Source organism: Alcanivorax sp. (assembly GCF_019431375.1).
GTDB lineage: Bacteria > Pseudomonadota > Gammaproteobacteria > Pseudomonadales > Alcanivoracaceae > Alcanivorax > Alcanivorax jadensis_A.
Window position 1 is genome coordinate 2,239,806 of record NZ_CP080267.1, and the last position, 17,402, is coordinate 2,257,207.

Genomic DNA, 17,402 nt, shown 5'->3' on the forward strand with positions numbered 1-17,402 from the left:
CTGCATTCAAGCCGGACCCGGCTCGCTGGAATCATCCATGGTGTTACCCATTTCCCGACGCATGTGCAGGTACTGCAGGTGCGCCTCAAAATGGTCGATGAGATCCTCGATCACCTGCTCGCGGCTGTAACCCATCAGGTCGTAACTCAGGCCACCCTCGCGCAGGTGCACTTCCAGCCGGTAATACACGGATCGGGACTGCTGGGTACGCACCGTGAACGACGGCATCAGGCAGCGGCGCGGCCACACCTGGTAGGTGAAGTTCTGCTCGCCGCCCAGATCCACGTTCAGGGTCATGTGCAGTTGATCGCCACTGTCGTCGGCGATCTCCACCGGGTAGCCCTTCTCCGCCAGCTCTTCCTTCACCGCCTCAAAGGCTGGGCGGACCGTCTTGTCGATAAACTGGGCCACCTGTTTTTCGCTGGGGAAACTGATCGCCCGCGCCAATCGCTTGCTCCAGCTTTCATGCTCGGTACGGGAGCTGCTGCGCCCGGACAATTGCCCGGCCAAAGCATCCTGCATACTGATGGACTTGAGCCCTTCCAGTTTCAGCGCCCGGTGCAGGCCGATCATCATCAGGAACAGCACAAAGGCGAACGGCAGCCCCATGATCACTACCGCACTCTGCAAGGCCGAGAGGCCGTCGGTCATCAGCAACGCCAACGTCACCACCCCGATAATGGCGGCCCAGACAATGCGCATCCACGGTGCCGCATCGTTGTTCGGGTCCTTGATACGACAGGTCAGATTGGACAACACCAGCGAGCCGGAGTCCCCGGAGGTAACGAAGAACACAATAGCCAGCACCGTCACCACAATGGTGGTCACCGTGACCCAGGGCAATTGCTCCAGGAACAGGTAGATGGCCGAGCCCGGGTTGCCCACCGCTTCCTTGCCGAACTCGGTGGCGCCATTCATGACCATGTCGATGGCAGAATTGCCCATCACGGACATCCACACCATCATGAAGGTCAGCGGCAGAATCAGGGTGCCGGCCACAAAGCTGCGAATGGTGCGCCCGCGAGAAATCCGCGCCAGGAATAGCCCCACGAAGGGCCCCCAGGCAATCCACCAGGCCCAAAAGAACACCGTCCAGGCATTCAGCCAGTCCTGGGGCGGATCAAACGCATAGGTATCGAAGGACATGGACACAAAGTGGGTCAGGTAGTCACCCACATTCATCACCAGCGCATCCAGCAGGAAGCGGGTATCGCCCACCACCAGCACAAACAGCATCAGCACGATGGCCAGCAGCATGTTGAATTCAGAGAGTCGACGGATGCCCTTGTCCACACCGGTGGCCGCGGAAATCGCCGAGAAAAGCACAATAAAGATCGCCAGCACCGCCTGGGTCAGGGTGCTCTCGGCAATACCGAACATGTAATTCAACCCGAAGTTCAGCTGGATAATGCCAATGCCCAGGCTGGTGGCCACCCCGAACACAGTGCCCAGCACGGCGGCAATATCCACCGCGTTACCGATGGAACCGTGAATGCGTTTACCGAAAATGGGATACAGCGCGGAACGAATGGTCAGCGGCAACCCGTGGCGATAACTGAAATAGGCCAGCGACATGCCCACCAAAGAGTAGATGCCCCAGCCGGACAGCCCCCAGTGCAGAAAGGTGAGCTGCATGGCCTCGCGGGCCGCTTCCACCGTGCCACCCTCGCCCACCGGCGGCGTCAGGTACTGGGTCACCGGTTCCACCACGCAATAGAAAATCAGGTCGATACCGATGCCGGCGGAAAACAGCATGGCCGCCCAGGTAACAATATTGAATTCCGGCTCTGCGTGGTCCGGCCCCAGCTTGATGCTGCCGTACCTGGAACAGGCGATGGCGATCACGAAAACCAGATAGGCCACCACCGAAATAAAATAGAACCAGCCAAAGCTGTCGGAGATCCAGGCAAGGGCGCCGTAGATGGTTTCATTGGCCTGTTCGGTGAACAACATGGCCCACAACGCAAACAGCACAATGCCGGTGGTGGAGCCATAGAAAACCAGGGGATTGATACGGCCGTCCGGGGTCTCGGGCTCGGCCTGGGGTGACGGGTTGGCTGTATCCATTCAGCGTTCCTCCAGTCAGGGTTGCGCGGTTTTGCAAACACCCCGGCACCGGCCACAGACACGCCCTGACAGTGGTGCCCTCCGGCACACAGCAAACCGCCAGCGGTGTGTATTCAGCGCCCGATCTTCCCGAGGCATTCACACACGGCTTTCCTCATTCTGCCGAGGCCATGGGTAACATGAAAGTGAATTCTTGTTCGCGGTCAGAACTGCGTGAAGAAAACGTTGTACGCAGAGATCGTTGTAGGAAAGTAGCGTAGCGGAGTAACGACCGCAGGTCGGCCCGAAGGGTGAGCGTAGCGAATAACTATGCTCGCATGGCGAACCTGCTCGCGATGGCGGTGGTTCGCATGTCGTAGATCCCCTTGGGGGCAAGCATAGCTCCTACAAAAAAGAACCGGCCGATGGAACTAACGCCCTAGAAAATCAGCGTCAGCCCACCGGTGACAACGGCAAACAGGATGGATAACCCGATCAGGGTCTTCCAGGGAAACGGTGGCGGGGGCGGCTCCACTTCGAGCTGCTTTTCCAGGTAATTCTTCAGCAGTTTGGTATTGCGGGTATTGGCCTTGTAGATGGCATCGAAGGCATCGCCCACCACCGGCAACAGGCCACCGAGAAAATCGATGCCCATGTTGCGCAGCATACGCAGCTTCACACCCTTGCTGGCCCCGGCCCGCTGCGCTTCGATCAGCACATAGCTGGACAGGATCAGACCGGCGGCATCGCCCACCACCGGCACCAGGCCGATGATGGCCTCGGCACCGATCTGGAACTTGGTAAAGGGAATGCCGATACTGCTGTCGGTAAAACGGCTGAACTTTTCCAGCCGCTCCAGGGTTGCCCGTTGCTGGGCTTCTGTCCTTGCTGCCATTACATCTCCACAAACAGGTGGCCGTCTTCTTCCGTGACCGGCCAGGTCTCCAGCGCTTTCTCACCGCGCACCACATTCAACAGCTGCACACCGGGCGGAAAGTTGGCCCACTCGCTCACTTCCCCGGTACGGATATCAAACCGCGCCCGGTGCAGCGGACACTGCACACACTTGTCTTCAAGAATCTTGCCCTTCCCCAGCGGCGCGAACATATGGGTACAACGGGCCTGGGTGGCATAAAAACCATCACTCAGGTGATACACCACCAGCTTCTTCTCACCGGCTTCCAAAGCACGGCTTTTCCCCTGGGGAATATCCTGGCTGGCACAGAGTTCATAACGCATCTTGTTCTCCTTGCTGGCTGTGAAAATCAGTTGTGAGCGACGAGCTGCTAGCCGCTAGCTATAACGCCGCCGTAGGAGCCCATGCTTGCATGGCGAACCCGAGCGCAGCGAGGCGACAGAGATTCAAGGGTCTCACAATGCCATGAATAAAATCTGTCGAGCGCTGAAATATCTGATCGCCCTGCGGGCGATTCCGCGTAAACGCGGTTCGCCATGCAAGCATAGCTCCTACAGCGGCTTCGTAGCTCGTAGCTACTCCAGATAGGTATACCCGGCCAGGCCTTCGCGTACCAGCCCAATAAAGGTTTCCTGCTCACCATCGCTCAAATGCGCCTGGCGACAATGTTGCTCCAGGGATGCCAGCAGCTTGTCGGTATCGTAGTTCACGTAGCGCAGCACGGTGCTCACCGTATCGCCCTGGATGGCGTGGCTCAGGGTGATGGCACCATCGGCCTCCACGTCCACATCCACCGAATCCGTGTCGCCGAACAGGTTGTGCATGTCGCCAAGAATTTCCTGGTAGGCGCCCACCATGAAAATGCCCAGGTGGCCGTTGAGCTGTTCCGGCAGCGGCAGGGTGGCTTCCACGCCTTCGCCATCCACGAACTGGTCGATGCGGCCATCGGAATCGCAGGTGATGTCCTGGATCACCGCCCGGCGGGTGGCGGGCTGGTCCAGGCCGGACAGCGGCAGCACCGGGAATACCTGGTTGATGCCCCACACATCCGGCACCGACTGGAACACGGAGAAATTTACGAACAGCTTGTCCGCCAGGGTTTCGTTGAGGCTGTCCAGCAACTCGCGCTGCTGCTTGCGCAACGGGTTCAGGCGACCGCGCAGGGCCAGCAGGCAGTTGATATACAGCTGCTCACCCCGGGCACGGGTGCCCAGGCCCAGGTCACCGGCGATATAACGCTGGTGAATGTCCTGCCAGGCGCCGGTGACTTCCGAGAAGCGCTCCAGCAGATTGCCCGGCTCACCGGCCAGCGCCTGCTGCAGCTCCCACAGCTGATGCAGCTCGGCCACATCGTCCGCCGCCGGTGCGTCCACCGCCACCGACGCCATCTGCTCCTGGTCGGTGATATTCACCAGCAGCACCGCATGGTGGGCAGTCAGCGCCCGGCCGGACTCGGAAATGATGTTGGGCTCCGGTAGGCCGTGCTGGGCGCACTGCTGCTGCAGGGTCTGCACGATATGGCGGGCATAGTCGCCCACCCCGTAGTTCATGGAGCAGTAGGAACGGGAATGGGTGCCTTCATAATCCACCCCCAGGCCACCGCCCACATCCACGGTTTCCACCGCCGCACCCAGGGCACGCATCTCGGTGTAGTAACGGGCCGCTTCGCGCATGCCCGCTTTGATGTCCTGGATATTGGCCACCTGGGATCCCAGGTGGAAATGCAGCAGCTTCACGCAATCCAGCCGCCCGGCAGCACGGCAATGCTCGATGGCCGCCATCAGCTGCGGCGCACTCAGACCGAACTTGGACTTCTCGCCCCCGGTGTTCTGCCAGTTGCCCTTGCTGATGCTCATCAACCGCACCCGCAGGCCGATACGCGGCGACACGCCCAGCTCGTCCGCCAGCGACAGCAGCGCCGGCAGCTCGGACATCTTCTCCACCACGATATGCACGTGAAAGCCCAGCTTCTCGCCCATCAGCGCCAGGCGCAGGTATTCCGCGTCCTTGTAGCCGTTGCAGACGATGGTATCGCCCGGGTTGGACAGGGCCAGTACGGCCAACAGCTCCGGCTTGGAGCCCGCCTCCAGGCCGATACGCTCGCCATCTTCACGGGCACGCAGGATCTCGTGCACCACCCGGCGCTGCTGGTTCACCTTGATCGGATACACCGGCGTATAGCCGCCCTGGTAGTCGTTGCCCTCGATAGCCTCACGGAAGGCCCCCGCCAGCAGCTTCACCCGCTGGCGCAGAATCCCGGAAAAACGCGCCAGCACTGGCGCCCGCAACCCGGCCGCCCGGCAGCTTTCCAGCACCGCTTCCAGCGTGGCCTGGCCGCCCTGCTCGCCATTGGGCCGCACACACAGCTGGCCCTGGTCGTCGATACGGAAGTAGCTGTCGCCCCAGCGATCCACGTTATAGATGTCGCTGGCGGGCAAGGGAGATCTGTCGGTCATTACCTGTCCTGAAATTAGGGGGTTGTCTGGGGGCATTATGCCTGCCGGGGCGCCGCACTCGCACCCCTTTTTCCTGCTTTACATGGGGGGCGCAAGCCTTACAATCCGGCCCTGAGAGGCTAGGTTTTTGTGGAATGTCATGTTTGTATGGCGAAGGCAGAAGCTCCACGCCTGTCAGCCCCCACACCACTCCACCGGGAACCACCATGAGCAGCACCAAAGACAACTGGTTTTACGAGCACTTCGACACCGCTGGCACCGCATTCGGCCTGCGCCTGAAACAAAAGCTGGAAGAAGTGCAGACCGAGTATCAGCACATCGAGATGTGGGAAACCGACACCTTCGGTTACCTGATGACCATCGATGGCGCCACCATGCTCACCACCCGCGACAACTTCCTCTACCACGAGATGATGTCGCACCCGGTGCTGTTCAGCCACGCCGACCCCAAGCGCGTCATCATCATCGGTGGCGGCGACTGCGGCACCCTGCGTGAAGTGCTGCGTCACTCCAGCGTGGAAAAAGCCACCCAGATCGACATCGACGAAATGGTCACCCGCTACTCCGAGAAATACTTCCCGGAACTGTGCGAGTCCAACAACGACAGCCGCGCCGAGCTGCTGTTCGAAGACGGCGTGCAATACATGCGCAACTGTGAAGATGGCAGCGTGGACGTGATCATCGTGGACTCCACCGACCCGGTGGGCCCGGCGGAAGGCCTGTTCAAGGCCGACTTCTTCCGCGATTGCCACCGCGTGCTGGCCGATGGCGGCATCATCGTGCAGCAGTCCGAATCCCCGCTGCTGCACAGCGATACCATCATCAAGGATCTTCACGCCAATATGCGCGAAGCGGGCTTCACCACCACCCAGACCCTGCCCTTCCCGCAGCCGGTCTACCCCAGCGGCTGGTGGAGCTGCACCATGGCCGGCAAGAACACCGACGTGAGCCAGTTCCGCGAAGGGGACGCGACAGGTAAAGGGTTTGAGACGAAGTACTACACTGCCGCCCAGCATAAAGGGGCGCTGGTGTTGCCGCCGTTTATGGAGAAGGCGATAAAAGACTAAGAAGCTACGAGCTACGAGCTACGAGCTACGAAAGAATGCCCTTGCTTCTATCGAAGACAAGGGCATTTTTTGTTCTGTGGGAGCAGTCGTTTGCCATGCTCAGCGGGTACGACCGCGATACTGCAGCGCTATGTATCCAGTAGCCAACAGCATCACGCGGCCTCACTCTTCATAATGACAGCCAGCTCACCAGCCCAATCTTTAACCACTTTATCAAAACCTCGGGCGAGACCAGAAAGCGCGGAGTCATTGAATTTCTTTGTCGTTGGTCGGCTCAGAAAGGCCTCATATTTCGCCATATCACCATCACTAACCGGTTGATATGTATGCAAAAAGGAAAGCATCACCAGACTCTGCATTTGCTCTCTCATTTGAGGCTCAATTTTCTCCATCTCTTTTTTATAAGCCTCAAAATCCACAGGTTGACCAGGCGCCATCGCTGCCATCATTGCAGAGTAAATGGCAGTACTGCTGGACTCCTGCATCTCCATCCCCATCTTTGTGGCACCTACCAGCTCGTCAATCCGCATTGCCATTTGAACACGCTTATCGTTCTCCATAAGCATCTGCGCATTTTCCAACATTTCCTCATACGCTTCAGGGGTAGACGCCGCTTCCTCTGCAGCAGTAACCCTTCTGCCGATATCAGATTCATACCATTTCAGCAAAGTTGCCGTCTCTTCATCACTCAAAGAAGCCGCTAGAGATGAACGTATTTCACCCAAAATAACATCTGGCACAATTGTATTATCGGCACTTTCAAGAATCTTGGAGACGCGCTCTTCACCAATTCCGCCCTGGTTGGCCCCCTGAAGAAAACCAGCCTTGACTTGGTCTGGAAAGCTTGCAATCTGCTTGTTGATGCCAGACAACGCCATCAACTTATCGATATTACTTTCGCGTTGATCTGCCAGACAAATCGAGCTGAACAACCCTATAAAAACCGCAAAGAATAAATGTACGTTCCTGATTTTCATTTTTCCCTTCCATAGTGTGGCTTGACATTTCTTCACCGGAAGAAATCATTATATAGGTCGATATTTTCATTACAATGAAATCAGGGGGCAATATTCAGCCTGGCAGGGCTCCGGAAGTTATTGGATGATTTCCACATCCACACTGACACCGGAAAGCAGGTGTTGATACAGGGCATTCATATCGTTGTACCAGTTCACGCCGATACGCTGCTCGTTTTTCAATGTCAGTGTCAGGCCCGTAATCTCACCATTCTTTGAATCGACCTTTACCTTTGACAGGTCAGAAAAAAGCACATTGCTCCGTATGCTTGTAATGGAAACGCAATCCTTCAGAAGTTCTTTCAATCTCCCAGTCGCGCCACTCATCCACATCATCGAGATAGGCGGTCAATGCTTCCCAGAATATTTTGGCAGCCAGGGGATAGAAGGGAATAACAGAGACAGCCCAGAAACTTTCTGTCATCAGATAGAGCAGAATAGCTACGACAAAGAAGACGCAGGCCGAGGTAATTTCGACTCGCTTTTGGTATCTTTCCAGCACCACGTCATTGACCTGATGCTTCATCAATTTCTCACAACAATTCTTATTGATGAAAAATCATCGTTTTCTGGAACGCGCGGGGCAAGACCTGACCCTCGGCGCACTCGAGCCACGAGCCACGAGCCACGAGCCACGAGCCACGAGCCACGAAAAAGAATGCCCTTGTCTTTATTGGAAGCAAGGGCATTCTTTATTTCAGGAGGGTAGCTTTCCAAAACATACGAAAGCGGCTGATTATTCCTTGGCTGCCGCCAGATCCCGCTCCTTCTCCTGCTTATGTAGCTTGGCCATTGTTGTTATGTGATCCACACAATGACTGACAGATTTTTCCAGCTCACTTCGCAAGCCCTCTCCATTCTCCAGCTCTTCATACGAAGGAGCATCATTCGAGTCTTCGTATTCAGGAATGTAATTGCACAGCTCTTCTGCAACAACACTCTGACTGGCAGCATCAATTAGCTTGGCGTGAGCAGCGTAGAAGACCTTGTAGCTATTCCAGTCCGTAGGAAAATGAATAGATCGCCAGCCCAGGGTGCGAACGTCCAGGATGTAGTCATAACCCTGATAAACCTCTGCAAGATTTTCGAGCTCTCCGGATTCACTCTTAAGCTCGCCATTCTCAACAACTTTAAGATTGTAATTTTCCCCAAGACCAGCGGCTAACTGCCGTGAAATATCTATCGCAGGGTCTGCAATATTATTTTTCTGTATCATGGCGTTACCATTGGACTTTGCAGCGGCCAACCCCAAAAAACCGAACTGTGCATTAGTGGCAGTTTGTGCCACGAAGTCCGGCAACTCCTTGTATCGGCTCATCACCACCGTCTTTTCAGACATTTCCTCGGATTCTGCGACTGTGAGCTCATCCGTTGTCACGGTGGCACAGCCAGTGACAATCAAACAGACAGAAAGAGCCATTAACGCTCTTATAGAGTGATACATACTTCCCCCAATGATGATTCATCGTTAAGTGCAGAACTCGCCCCTTCTCAGGGGTGCGTTGAAGGCGGCAATTCTATCCAACGGTGTCGTACATTGCTGTAAGCGATCTCTTACATTTCAGGAAATGAGACTTGATTCCTGGAAAAGGCAAAACCATTCAACCTGTTAAAAGCCAGGCAGGAGCGCCCATCAGATTTCAATACGATGGTGCCACTTAAAAGTAATCCAAGAGCAGCCTGGAGCGCAGAACCGCGATGTGAGTGTATTCCGAAAAGCGGACACCAACGCAAAAGGGGTTGGGAGGGAGCATTATTCAGCGGCTATGTTTAAGGGGCGCAGGTGTTGCCGCCGTTTATGGAGAAGGCGATAAACGGCTAGGAGCTGCAAGCTACGAGCTACGAGCTACGAGCTACGAGCTACGAAAAGAATGCCCTTGTCTTCGTTGGAAGCAAGAGCATTTTCGTTTAGATATACCGACCACCAGGAGCCAGAAGCGCACGGGAAAAGACCTGACCCTCGTTATCCGCACCACCGACTATTCACTTTCAACACATTCACTCTGGCGACAGCAGGCACTGTTGTTCTTTTTTCGCTCTGGGAAAACCCCACGCTGTGCTAGTTTCAATTGCGCTCTGAAGCCCTCATTATCCCACTTCTCTGTGGCTTTTCTCGACACCCTTTCAATCTCGTCAAGGCGACCATTCTTCGCAAGGATAGCGACCATAGTTTGAATATCTTCAGAAAAAGTCTCATACGCATAGGCTTCCATTTCGCCACCCTTAGCACCCGGAACATCAAAGCTACTTACAACGTCCAGCTGCATCAGCTGCATATCCAGCTCTCTCTCAGAATCAAGATATTTCCCGATCAGGGTGTACTTCTCAGCATCTATTAATGCCGGACGAGCCAAATTGGAAACCTTCTCCGCCAGCCACTCATCATTTCTGTCTAGCCACTCAAAGAGAGCGATTGTTCGCTCCTCATTGCCGAGAACTTTATTGATAGATTCAAAATCGTGAAAGACAGAGTAAACATCGCCACCATCTTTGATTTCATCCTCTGCCTTCTCAGCAAAATACTCCAAAGCGACTAACGCATCAGGGTACTTAGTGGCCAAACAGCGCCAGTCGCTCAAGGCATATGACAATCTGACTCCATATAAAGAGGGCTGGTAATCAAGCGCATACTGATGAAACCAGATATGTTTTCTCAGCGCCTCCTCGTATTTACCATCTCGATGGGCCTGCAATGCTTCATCGAAAACCTTATCAGGATCAGAGTAAGCGCCCCTCTCCACTTCCACCCCATCACCACAACCCACCATCATAAATACGAAAAGCAACCCTATTAATAACTTCACTTTACCCCCTGCCTCACTCTGAGCAACGCATTATCAAAAAACCAAAGAAGTCATCGCAGGAGCCAGCCTCAGGCCAGCATAGAGTTAAACAGACAGGCATCCCTTCCCCCGATTCGCTTTCGCAGGCCACGCCACCCTGGCTGACCGGTTGTTCTTTGTGATCCAGTCCCGAATCTACACAATGTACATGCGCGAAGCGGGCTTTACCACCACCCAGACCCTGCCCTTCCCGCAGCCCGTATACCCCAGCGGCTGGTGGAGCTGCACCATGGCCGGCAAGAACACCGACGTGAGCCAGTTCCGCGAAGGCGATGCCACAGGCAAAGGGTTCGAAACCAAGTACTACACTGCGGCCCAGCATAAAGGGGCGCTGGTGTTGCCGCCGTTTATGGAGAAGGCGATTAAGGGCTAAGAAGCTACGAGCTACGAGCTACGAAAAAGAATGCCCTTGTCTTCGCTAGAAGCAAGGGCATTCTTTTTTTCAGGAGGGTAGCTTTCCAAAACATACGAAAGCGGCTGATTATTCCTTGGCTGCCGCCAGATCCTGCTCCTTCTCCTGCTTATGCAGCTTGGCCATTGTTGTTATGTAATCCACGCAATAGCTGACGGATTTTGCCAGCTCACTTCGCAGGCCTTCGCCATTTTCCAGTTCTTCATACGAAGGAGCGTCATTCGAGTCTTCGTATTCAGGAATGTAATTACACAACTCTTCTGCCACCACATTCTGAGTGGCCGCATCGATTAGTCTGGCGTGCGCAGCGTAGAAAACCTTGTAGCTATTCCAGTCAGTCGGAAAATGGATAGATCGCCACCCCAGCGTGCGAACATCCAGAATGTAGTCATAGCCCTGATAAACCTCGACAAGGTTTTCTAGCTTTGCGGATTCACTCTTCAGCTCGCCATTCTCAATAACTTTAAGGCTGTAACTTTTCTCAAGACCTTCCGCGAGTTGCAATGAAATAGCTACCGCTGGATCAGCAATATTATTATTCTGGATCATGGCATTGCCATTGGATTTTGCAGCAGCCAGGCCCAAAAAACCGAATTGTGCATTGGTGGCGGTTTGTGCCACGAAGTCTGGCAGCTCCTTGTAGCGGCTCATCACCACCGTCTTTTCAGACATTTCCTCGGATTCAGCGACTGTGAGCTCATCCGTTGTCACGGTGGCACAGCCAGTGACAATCAAACAGGCAGAAAGAGCCATTAACGCTCTTATAGAGTGATACATACTTCCCCCAATGATGATTCATCGTTAAGTGCAGAAATCGCCCCTTCTCAGAGGTGCGTTGAAGGCGGTAATTCTATCCAACGGTGTCGTACATTGCTGTAAGTGATATCTTACATTTCAGGAAATGAGACTTGATTCCTGGAAAAGGCAAAACCATTCAACCTGTTAAAAGCCAGGCAGGAGCGCCCATCAGATTTCAATACGATGGTGCCACTTAAAAGTAATCCAAGAGCAGCCTGGAGCGCAGAACCGCGATGTGAGTGTATTCCGAAAAGCGGACACCAACGCAAAAGGGGTTGGGAGGGAGCATTATTCAGCGGCTATGTTTAAGGGGCGCAGGTGTGTGCCGCCGTTTATGGCGCAGGTGTTGCCGCCGTTTAGGCGATAAACGGCTAGGAGCTGCAAGCTACGAGCTACGAGCTACGAGCTACGAGCTACGAAAAAAATGCCCTTGTCTTCGTTGGAAGCAAGAGCATTTTCGTTTAGATATACCGACCACCAGGAGCCAGAAGCGCACGGGGAAAGACCTGACCCTCGTTATCCGTTACCAGAGCCGACCCCAAAACCACAAGCTCATTTTCCCCACTATTGGATATTCTGCTTACGCCAGTTATCAACAGCGATTGGCAAACGTCTACTCTTGACTGGCTTCTGCCATTCGTCCCAAAAATCAACCGTACCGCTATTTGGTTTATTTTTTGGCTCATCGATTCTAATTCGGCTTGGTAGCAGGCTAGCATCACCAACGACAAGTGCCTCACCAGTATCCAGCGTCGGCAAGATATCGCTAAATCCACCAAGACTGTCAGGAAGTAGACGCTTGATAACGCCCTGATCCTCTGCGTTGGTCAACCTCATGGATACAAAATTACTGCACTGGCTAAGCATCGTCTTATTTACTTCGGACGGACGCTGACTTATCACAACCAGGCTAACGCCATATTTACGCCCTTCCTTCGCGATGCGCTCGAAAATATCAAGCGAAATATCATCGACAGAGTCGGCCATATTGCGCTGAGGCATATAAAGATGCGCCTCATCACAGAGCAATGCAATAGGATGGCGCAACTCCGATGGAGTCCATTGTTGGACGGAGAAGGTGACTCGTGCAACTAGAGACACAATCAATGGAAGAATGTCAGATGGCACTTCCGAGAAGTTAATAATCTTGATCCCTGCCTTTCCGTTTTCATCGGTGCTCCCGAGTACCGCAGTGGTGAATTTCTCAAGCCAGGAGAAATCCAGCAGGCCATCATCGCCGTTGAACATAAAGCCAAGACGTCTATCAGAAATTTTATTCTCAAGGCGGGAAATCATGCGGGCGAGCTTTCCGAAGAAATCTCCTTGCTTCGGTTTGCCGCCCGCTCCGGGCACCATCTCGACGTTAATTTCATTCAACCTCCCCATAAGGACATTGAGATCAAACGGGACAGGGCTATCGACTGTGAAATGCTTGAGCACGTCTTTCTGACCGTTTTCTTCCAAGTACTTTTGCTTCGCCTTGTTTATTTCGCGCGCCATGATCATGGCCTGATTCGGGGCATTCTGATCACTACGATCGACGAACATGGAAACGAGTGCCTCATAAGAAAGCAGCCAGTACGGAAGGTAAATAACGTCATCATCAATGGTGCGTTTTGCCTCAACGTCTGCGGGACCGGCCACCTTAAAATGCTGAATTCCTTTACCTACCAAAGGCGCGTATTCACCATGAAGATCGAAGACTATAGCGTTAGCGGTAGAGAGGCCAGACACCTGCTCGATGACTTTAGCAGTTGTCCATGATTTACCCGAGCCTGTGCTACCACCAATGAAGGCATGTCGCTGAAAAAATTTGTTTCCGTTGAGGTAAGCGATAGCATGCTCATCCAGCGTGTATTTTCCGAGAGTCAAGGCATTTCCATCGGCAGAAACACTGGAAAGGGTTCTCATAAAACCCGTGAGGTTTTCGCCTTCAAGCGAGAAGCAATTCGCATCGATTTCAGGAACACTCTCAAGAGTGCGACGAAACACATTTTCCTTTTCACCATCACGGTCCAACATGGTTCCAATCAGAGCTATACGACACAAATTCAACTCTGAGGCATGCTCGCTGATGCCGTCATTTACAACTTGTTCGATGCCGCGCTTACGTGTCACCTGTGTAATTATACCGATAAGATGCTGCCCAGGCCTGCTACTCTGAAGAACAGAAAGATGATTAACTTGCAATCTTTTTAACTGATCGACGTTTTCCACTTCTACGATTACATTTGTTGTATCGACTGAAGCAACTTTCCCAAGAGCTTCTTCGTCCCTAAAGTTAAAAATCGACATGCCTTCTTCCTACATTATTAGTTCTAGGTAACCATCAAGACTCCAGATATTTTTTTCCACTTTCAGCGGATCTTTATCTAGAGAAGAATAAACGATGGATTGATCGTCTGTTTCACCTCTCTCTATTGCAAGGTAGTTCTGAGCCTTACCGTCAAGAATAAGCTTCTTAGCTGATTCAGACAGCGCATAGGTGATAATAGTTATAGGTGTTTTCTGCCGAAGGCACTTCACCATCAGTTTGGGCTGGATGTGCTCGTCATTAAAACCGTAACCCACACAAAGGTAAGACCCGGCTTCATTGAGCGCCTGATCGGCGTTATTAATAATGGAACGAAAAGGCTCAAGATGCGTCTTTTGGTACTTTTGTGTTCCTGGGGTAACAATCTGAGGTTGATAATTATCCGGTATCTCCTGGATATTTGTGAGGGCTACAGTATCTTCTAGGGGAGACTGAAACCAATCCAGAGATCCATGAACTTTCCAAATATTAACTCTACGCGAGCTAATTATTTCTTCAGGATCTGCGAGCTGACGGAAAAATCCGTGGGTAAAGCCGGTGTAATGGTAAATGCGAGCCTGGTCGCATGCATATTCCGCCAAACGATCGTAGTTTGTTGTGACAACGTTTATTTTTTTAAGGCTGCTTTTGAACATATGCTCAAGAAGGCGACTCAATGGGAACAACGCACTGTTTTGAAGGCTCTTCTGAAATATTTTATTGTCTTCAAAGTTAATCAGCGACCAAGTGGATTTGACAATCCTAGCTGTCAGTTCTTCAGAAGCTGTTACTTGATGTAGGGCGGACTCCAGATCGACACTATCGTTTAGCAGCTGACAGAACTCCCACCATGTCTCGTTTTCTGCAGCATTGAGCCCCGATGTATCAGTATTTTCGACCAAATGATTCGCCAGATCCCACATTCCAGAAATACCGTATGCAGCCGAGGCACCGCTACCCATAATGATGGCAGGCCCCTTCCCATAGAATTCCTGAGCTTGTTTGGGGTAGTTAAAATCAAGCATCCTATTCTCTCTCTTATTCGCACTAAATTTTTTCTTCTAACATATTTTATGCCGATGGAAATTACTCACCCCAAGGAGTCTAGGGGCAGGCCTCTCCATCTTCATAACGCTCACATACTCAAACAGGAGATAAGAGACCCGACCTTCACGCTGCGCTGCAGCATTGACTTCGTTTATGGGAAATATCGTTAATGAACCATCCAGAAATTAATGTTATTTCATTCGTTGAAAGTAAGCGCATGCGCTTGAGGTCAGATCTTATATTTTGCTATTTAAAGCACGGACCTAGGCCTAACCCAAAGCGCCTCTAGAGCCTCTAGAGCCTCTAGAGCCTCTAGGTTTCAGCATGCTGACCCTTGATCTGGTTCTCAAGCAGAGCCTTTATATTAGCCTTTATACTCTCCGTTTCTCCGACAGAAAGACCATGCTTCCTACACACCCGCCGAGCTACCGCAATAAATTGAAAGACTCCGCACCTGATCGACAAAAGCAGAAGATCTATCTTCAATTCGTGTAGAGCCTCCTTTGAGGCCAACTCAGCAGCTTCCTCATGACAGGCCTTAATGTACTTCATGTCTTCCTCTGAAAGCTCGGCAGCCGCCATGCGCCTTAGGTTTGCCGTTTCCTCATCCGCCGCTACCAAGTGTAGTGGTCAACTAATCCCGGACAGTGATTTAGGTTTTTCTTCTGCCACCGCAGGGGCGATTCCGCCGTTGTAGCTGTGTGGCCTGTGGTGATTGTAGTAACCCATCAGATAGTCACCGATATCTTTCTTTGCTTCAGGCAAGTTGCGGTAGCCCATTGTCGGCACCCATTCTGACTTCAGGCTACGGAACAGCCTTTCCATTGGCGCATTATCCCAGCAGTTGCCCCGCCGGCTCATGCTTTGCTGCATCCGATAGCGCCACAACCGCTGCCGGAACATGCGACTGGCATATTGGCTGCCCTGATCCGAGTGGAACATGACTTTCTCAGGCTGACCTCGTTGCTCCCAGGCATGATCCAGGGCCTTCACCACCAGATCTGCATCCGGGTGGCTGGAGATGGCCCAGCCCACAACTCGCCGGGCGTAGAGATCCAGCACGACAGCCAGGTAACTCCAGCCTTTCCCCGTCCAGATATAGGTGATATCTCCACACCACACCTGATTCGGGGCTGCCACCGTAAACTCTCGATCCAGATGGTTCGGTATATCGGGCCGCTCTACTGTCGCCTGCTTGTAAGCATGAGGCCCGGGCTGCTTGCAGACCAGCCCGAGTTCACGCATAAGACTGCGTACCTTGAAACGGCCAATTTCCTCCCCCCTGCTCATTGAGGAGCCCTTGTATCGTACGGCTTCCCGCCGAGCTGCGACTCTGATTGAATAAGCAGTTCACTTTGGCTTTCAAGGCTACCCTCTCCGCATCAATACGACGGCACCGCTTACGGTGTTCGTAGTAACAGGAACGATGCACATTAAACGCTGAACAGACCAATTCCACAGGCTCTTGCTCACTTAATTGGTCAATCAGCGCGTACGATTCCAGTCGTCCGACATCAAGAGAGCAGTAGCCTTTTTTAGAATGTTCTTCTCCCGTTCCAGGCGCTCACACCGAGCCTCAAGCTCCTGTATCCGGCGCTGTTCCGGGGTAAGAGCCTTGCCTTTGGGGGTAACACCTTGGCGTTCAGCCTCAAGCTGCTTGACCCAGCGCCGCAGCGCGCTCTCAACTACACCAAGCGATGTGCTGGCTTGGGGAACAGTGTAGCCTTGATCCAACACCAAGCTGGCGGCTTCCTGCTTGAACTCAGGAGTAAAGGAACGTCGTTTTCTGGTCATCTGACACCTCGATTAAGGTGGTAACTTTACCACCTACGTTGGTGTCCGGATTCATTAGACCACTACAAAGTAACGCTTTAAGCCAGCGTTTGCGCTAAGCCTATAAGCCAAAACTGGATCAACCGCTGAGAGGTTTTCCACAGCACCAAGGTACATCTGGAGCAAACCTTCGTCCTCGGATCCTGAAGTCTTTTTAAATAATTCCGTTAACATCTCACCGTAAAGTTCTTCGACACCCGCCATTGACGGGTCGCTTTTTGACTCTGGGAAAATCTCATGGAGAGCCTCAACTATGATTTTTGCAGCCGCCGACGGCCTTATAGCGGCAGATCTAATAGACCTATAGAGATTTAAGAGCTGGTAGAGAGACCGATTAAGAATCACGTGATTCTCAACTCTTCTCTTGTACATAAAGCCCATTGACGTTAGTGCGCCACCAATGAGCGCACCAACAACGGCATTATTCCAATCCATGCTCGTCTCTCTCCACACGTTAGAGCCACATAATCGGTGTCAGGTCTTGCCCCGAGCGCCGAGCCAGAGAAGAGAAGTCATTGCAGAAGCCAGCACCAGGCCGACATAAAGATAAACAGACAGGCATCCCTTCCCCCGATTCGCTTTCGCAGGCCACGCCACCCTGGCTGACCGGTTTTTGATTTGTGATCCAGTTCCGAATCTACACAATGTTGGAGGACAAGGAAACGCGCAGATAAA

13 protein-coding genes and 2 pseudogenes are annotated in these 17,402 nt (G+C 52.9%); 2 read left to right on the forward strand and 13 right to left on the reverse strand.

The features are described from left to right. Window positions 1-6 precede the first annotated feature (6 nt). The 4 genes from betT to speA form a co-directional block, all read right to left on the reverse strand. Window positions 7-2,067: a choline BCCT transporter BetT gene (gene betT / locus KZ772_RS10430; protein WP_290536516.1), complete on the reverse strand. Its 2,061-nt coding sequence runs from the start codon at window positions 2,065-2,067 to the stop codon at window positions 7-9. 418 nt (window positions 2,068-2,485) lie between these two features. Next, window positions 2,486-2,941, reverse strand: coding sequence for a DUF4112 domain-containing protein (locus KZ772_RS10435; RefSeq protein ID WP_290536517.1), 456 nt, complete (start codon window positions 2,939-2,941; stop codon window positions 2,486-2,488). Then, entirely contained in the window at window positions 2,941-3,285 is a 345-nt protein-coding gene (locus KZ772_RS10440) for a Rieske 2Fe-2S domain-containing protein (protein ID WP_290536518.1), read from the reverse strand. Before KZ772_RS10440 ends, KZ772_RS10435 begins: the two co-directional genes overlap by 1 nt. Window positions 3,286-3,537: 252 nt before the next feature. Then, window positions 3,538-5,418: a biosynthetic arginine decarboxylase gene (gene speA, locus KZ772_RS10445; protein ID WP_290536519.1), complete on the reverse strand. Its 1,881-nt coding sequence runs from the start codon at window positions 5,416-5,418 to the stop codon at window positions 3,538-3,540. 206 nt (window positions 5,419-5,624) lie between these two features. Here speA and speE point away from each other — a divergent pair, with 206 nt between their 5' ends. Continuing rightward, the gene (speE, locus tag KZ772_RS10450; protein ID WP_290536520.1) at window positions 5,625-6,485 is read left to right on the forward strand and encodes a polyamine aminopropyltransferase; all 861 of its coding nucleotides are present in this window, start codon (window positions 5,625-5,627) and stop codon (window positions 6,483-6,485) included. Window positions 6,486-6,637: 152 nt separating this feature from the next. Here speE and KZ772_RS10455 read toward each other — a convergent pair whose 3' ends face one another. The 4 genes from KZ772_RS10455 to KZ772_RS10470 form a co-directional block, all read right to left on the reverse strand. Further along, window positions 6,638-7,462, reverse strand: coding sequence for a DUF2059 domain-containing protein (locus KZ772_RS10455; RefSeq protein WP_290536521.1), 825 nt, complete (start codon window positions 7,460-7,462; stop codon window positions 6,638-6,640). A 280-nt stretch (window positions 7,463-7,742) separates the two neighbouring features. Then, entirely contained in the window at window positions 7,743-8,027 is a 285-nt protein-coding gene (locus tag KZ772_RS10460; RefSeq protein WP_290536522.1) for a hypothetical protein, read from the reverse strand. A gap of 210 nt (window positions 8,028-8,237) precedes the next feature. Then, window positions 8,238-8,921 (reverse strand): hypothetical protein, encoded by a 684-nt coding sequence (locus tag KZ772_RS10465; protein ID WP_290536523.1) that lies wholly within the window; start codon window positions 8,919-8,921, stop codon window positions 8,238-8,240. 559 nt (window positions 8,922-9,480) lie between these two features. Next, window positions 9,481-10,305, reverse strand: coding sequence for a hypothetical protein (locus KZ772_RS10470; protein ID WP_290536524.1), 825 nt, complete (start codon window positions 10,303-10,305; stop codon window positions 9,481-9,483). Window positions 10,306-10,492: 187 nt separating this feature from the next. Between KZ772_RS10470 and KZ772_RS10475 the strand changes: the two are divergent. Continuing rightward, a pseudogene (locus KZ772_RS10475) lies at window positions 10,493-10,717 on the forward strand (polyamine aminopropyltransferase); the annotation flags it as partial. A gap of 108 nt (window positions 10,718-10,825) precedes the next feature. Here KZ772_RS10475 and KZ772_RS10480 read toward each other — a convergent pair. The 5 genes and pseudogenes from KZ772_RS10480 to KZ772_RS10500 all read right to left on the reverse strand — a co-directional run bounded on the left by KZ772_RS10480 (window position 10,826) and on the right by KZ772_RS10500 (window position 17,162). Then, window positions 10,826-11,509 carry a hypothetical protein gene (locus tag KZ772_RS10480; protein WP_290536525.1) on the reverse strand — a complete coding sequence of 228 codons (684 nt, stop codon included), beginning with the start codon at window positions 11,507-11,509 and terminating at the stop codon, window positions 10,826-10,828. A gap of 609 nt (window positions 11,510-12,118) precedes the next feature. Continuing rightward, window positions 12,119-13,849: an ATP-binding protein gene (locus tag KZ772_RS10485; RefSeq protein ID WP_290536526.1), complete on the reverse strand. Its 1,731-nt coding sequence runs from the start codon at window positions 13,847-13,849 to the stop codon at window positions 12,119-12,121. Between the two features lie 9 nt (window positions 13,850-13,858). Beyond that, a complete protein-coding gene (locus tag KZ772_RS10490) occupies window positions 13,859-14,872 on the reverse strand; it encodes an SIR2 family protein (protein ID WP_290536527.1) in 1,014 nt (337 codons plus the stop codon). Window positions 14,873-15,524: 652 nt separating this feature from the next. Then, a pseudogene (locus KZ772_RS10495) lies at window positions 15,525-16,688 on the reverse strand (IS3 family transposase). Window positions 16,689-16,742: 54 nt separating this feature from the next. After that, entirely contained in the window at window positions 16,743-17,162 is a 420-nt protein-coding gene (locus KZ772_RS10500) for a hypothetical protein (protein ID WP_290536528.1), read from the reverse strand. Window positions 17,163-17,402 lie beyond the last annotated feature (240 nt).

What these genes read in the sequence shown, in the direction of transcription:
- KZ772_RS10500 (WP_290536528.1), bottom strand. Translation starts at nt 17,162, where the DNA reads ATGGATTGGAATAATGCCGTTGTTGGTGCGCTCATTGGTGGCGCACTA.
- speE (WP_290536520.1), top strand. Translation starts at nt 5,625, where the DNA reads ATGAGCAGCACCAAAGACAACTGGTTTTACGAGCACTTCGACACCGCT.
- betT (WP_290536516.1), bottom strand. Translation starts at nt 2,067, where the DNA reads ATGGATACAGCCAACCCGTCACCCCAGGCCGAGCCCGAGACCCCGGAC.
- KZ772_RS10455 (WP_290536521.1), bottom strand. Translation starts at nt 7,462, where the DNA reads ATGAAAATCAGGAACGTACATTTATTCTTTGCGGTTTTTATAGGGTTG.
- speA (WP_290536519.1), bottom strand. Translation starts at nt 5,418, where the DNA reads ATGACCGACAGATCTCCCTTGCCCGCCAGCGACATCTATAACGTGGAT.
- KZ772_RS10435 (WP_290536517.1), bottom strand. Translation starts at nt 2,941, where the DNA reads ATGGCAGCAAGGACAGAAGCCCAGCAACGGGCAACCCTGGAGCGGCTG.
- KZ772_RS10465 (WP_290536523.1), bottom strand. Translation starts at nt 8,921, where the DNA reads ATGGCTCTTTCTGTCTGTTTGATTGTCACTGGCTGTGCCACCGTGACA.
- KZ772_RS10480 (WP_290536525.1), bottom strand. Translation starts at nt 11,509, where the DNA reads ATGGCTCTTTCTGCCTGTTTGATTGTCACTGGCTGTGCCACCGTGACA.
- KZ772_RS10485 (WP_290536526.1), bottom strand. Translation starts at nt 13,849, where the DNA reads ATGTCGATTTTTAACTTTAGGGACGAAGAAGCTCTTGGGAAAGTTGCT.
- KZ772_RS10490 (WP_290536527.1), bottom strand. Translation starts at nt 14,872, where the DNA reads ATGCTTGATTTTAACTACCCCAAACAAGCTCAGGAATTCTATGGGAAG.
- KZ772_RS10460 (WP_290536522.1), bottom strand. Translation starts at nt 8,027, where the DNA reads ATGAAGCATCAGGTCAATGACGTGGTGCTGGAAAGATACCAAAAGCGA.
- KZ772_RS10440 (WP_290536518.1), bottom strand. Translation starts at nt 3,285, where the DNA reads ATGCGTTATGAACTCTGTGCCAGCCAGGATATTCCCCAGGGGAAAAGC.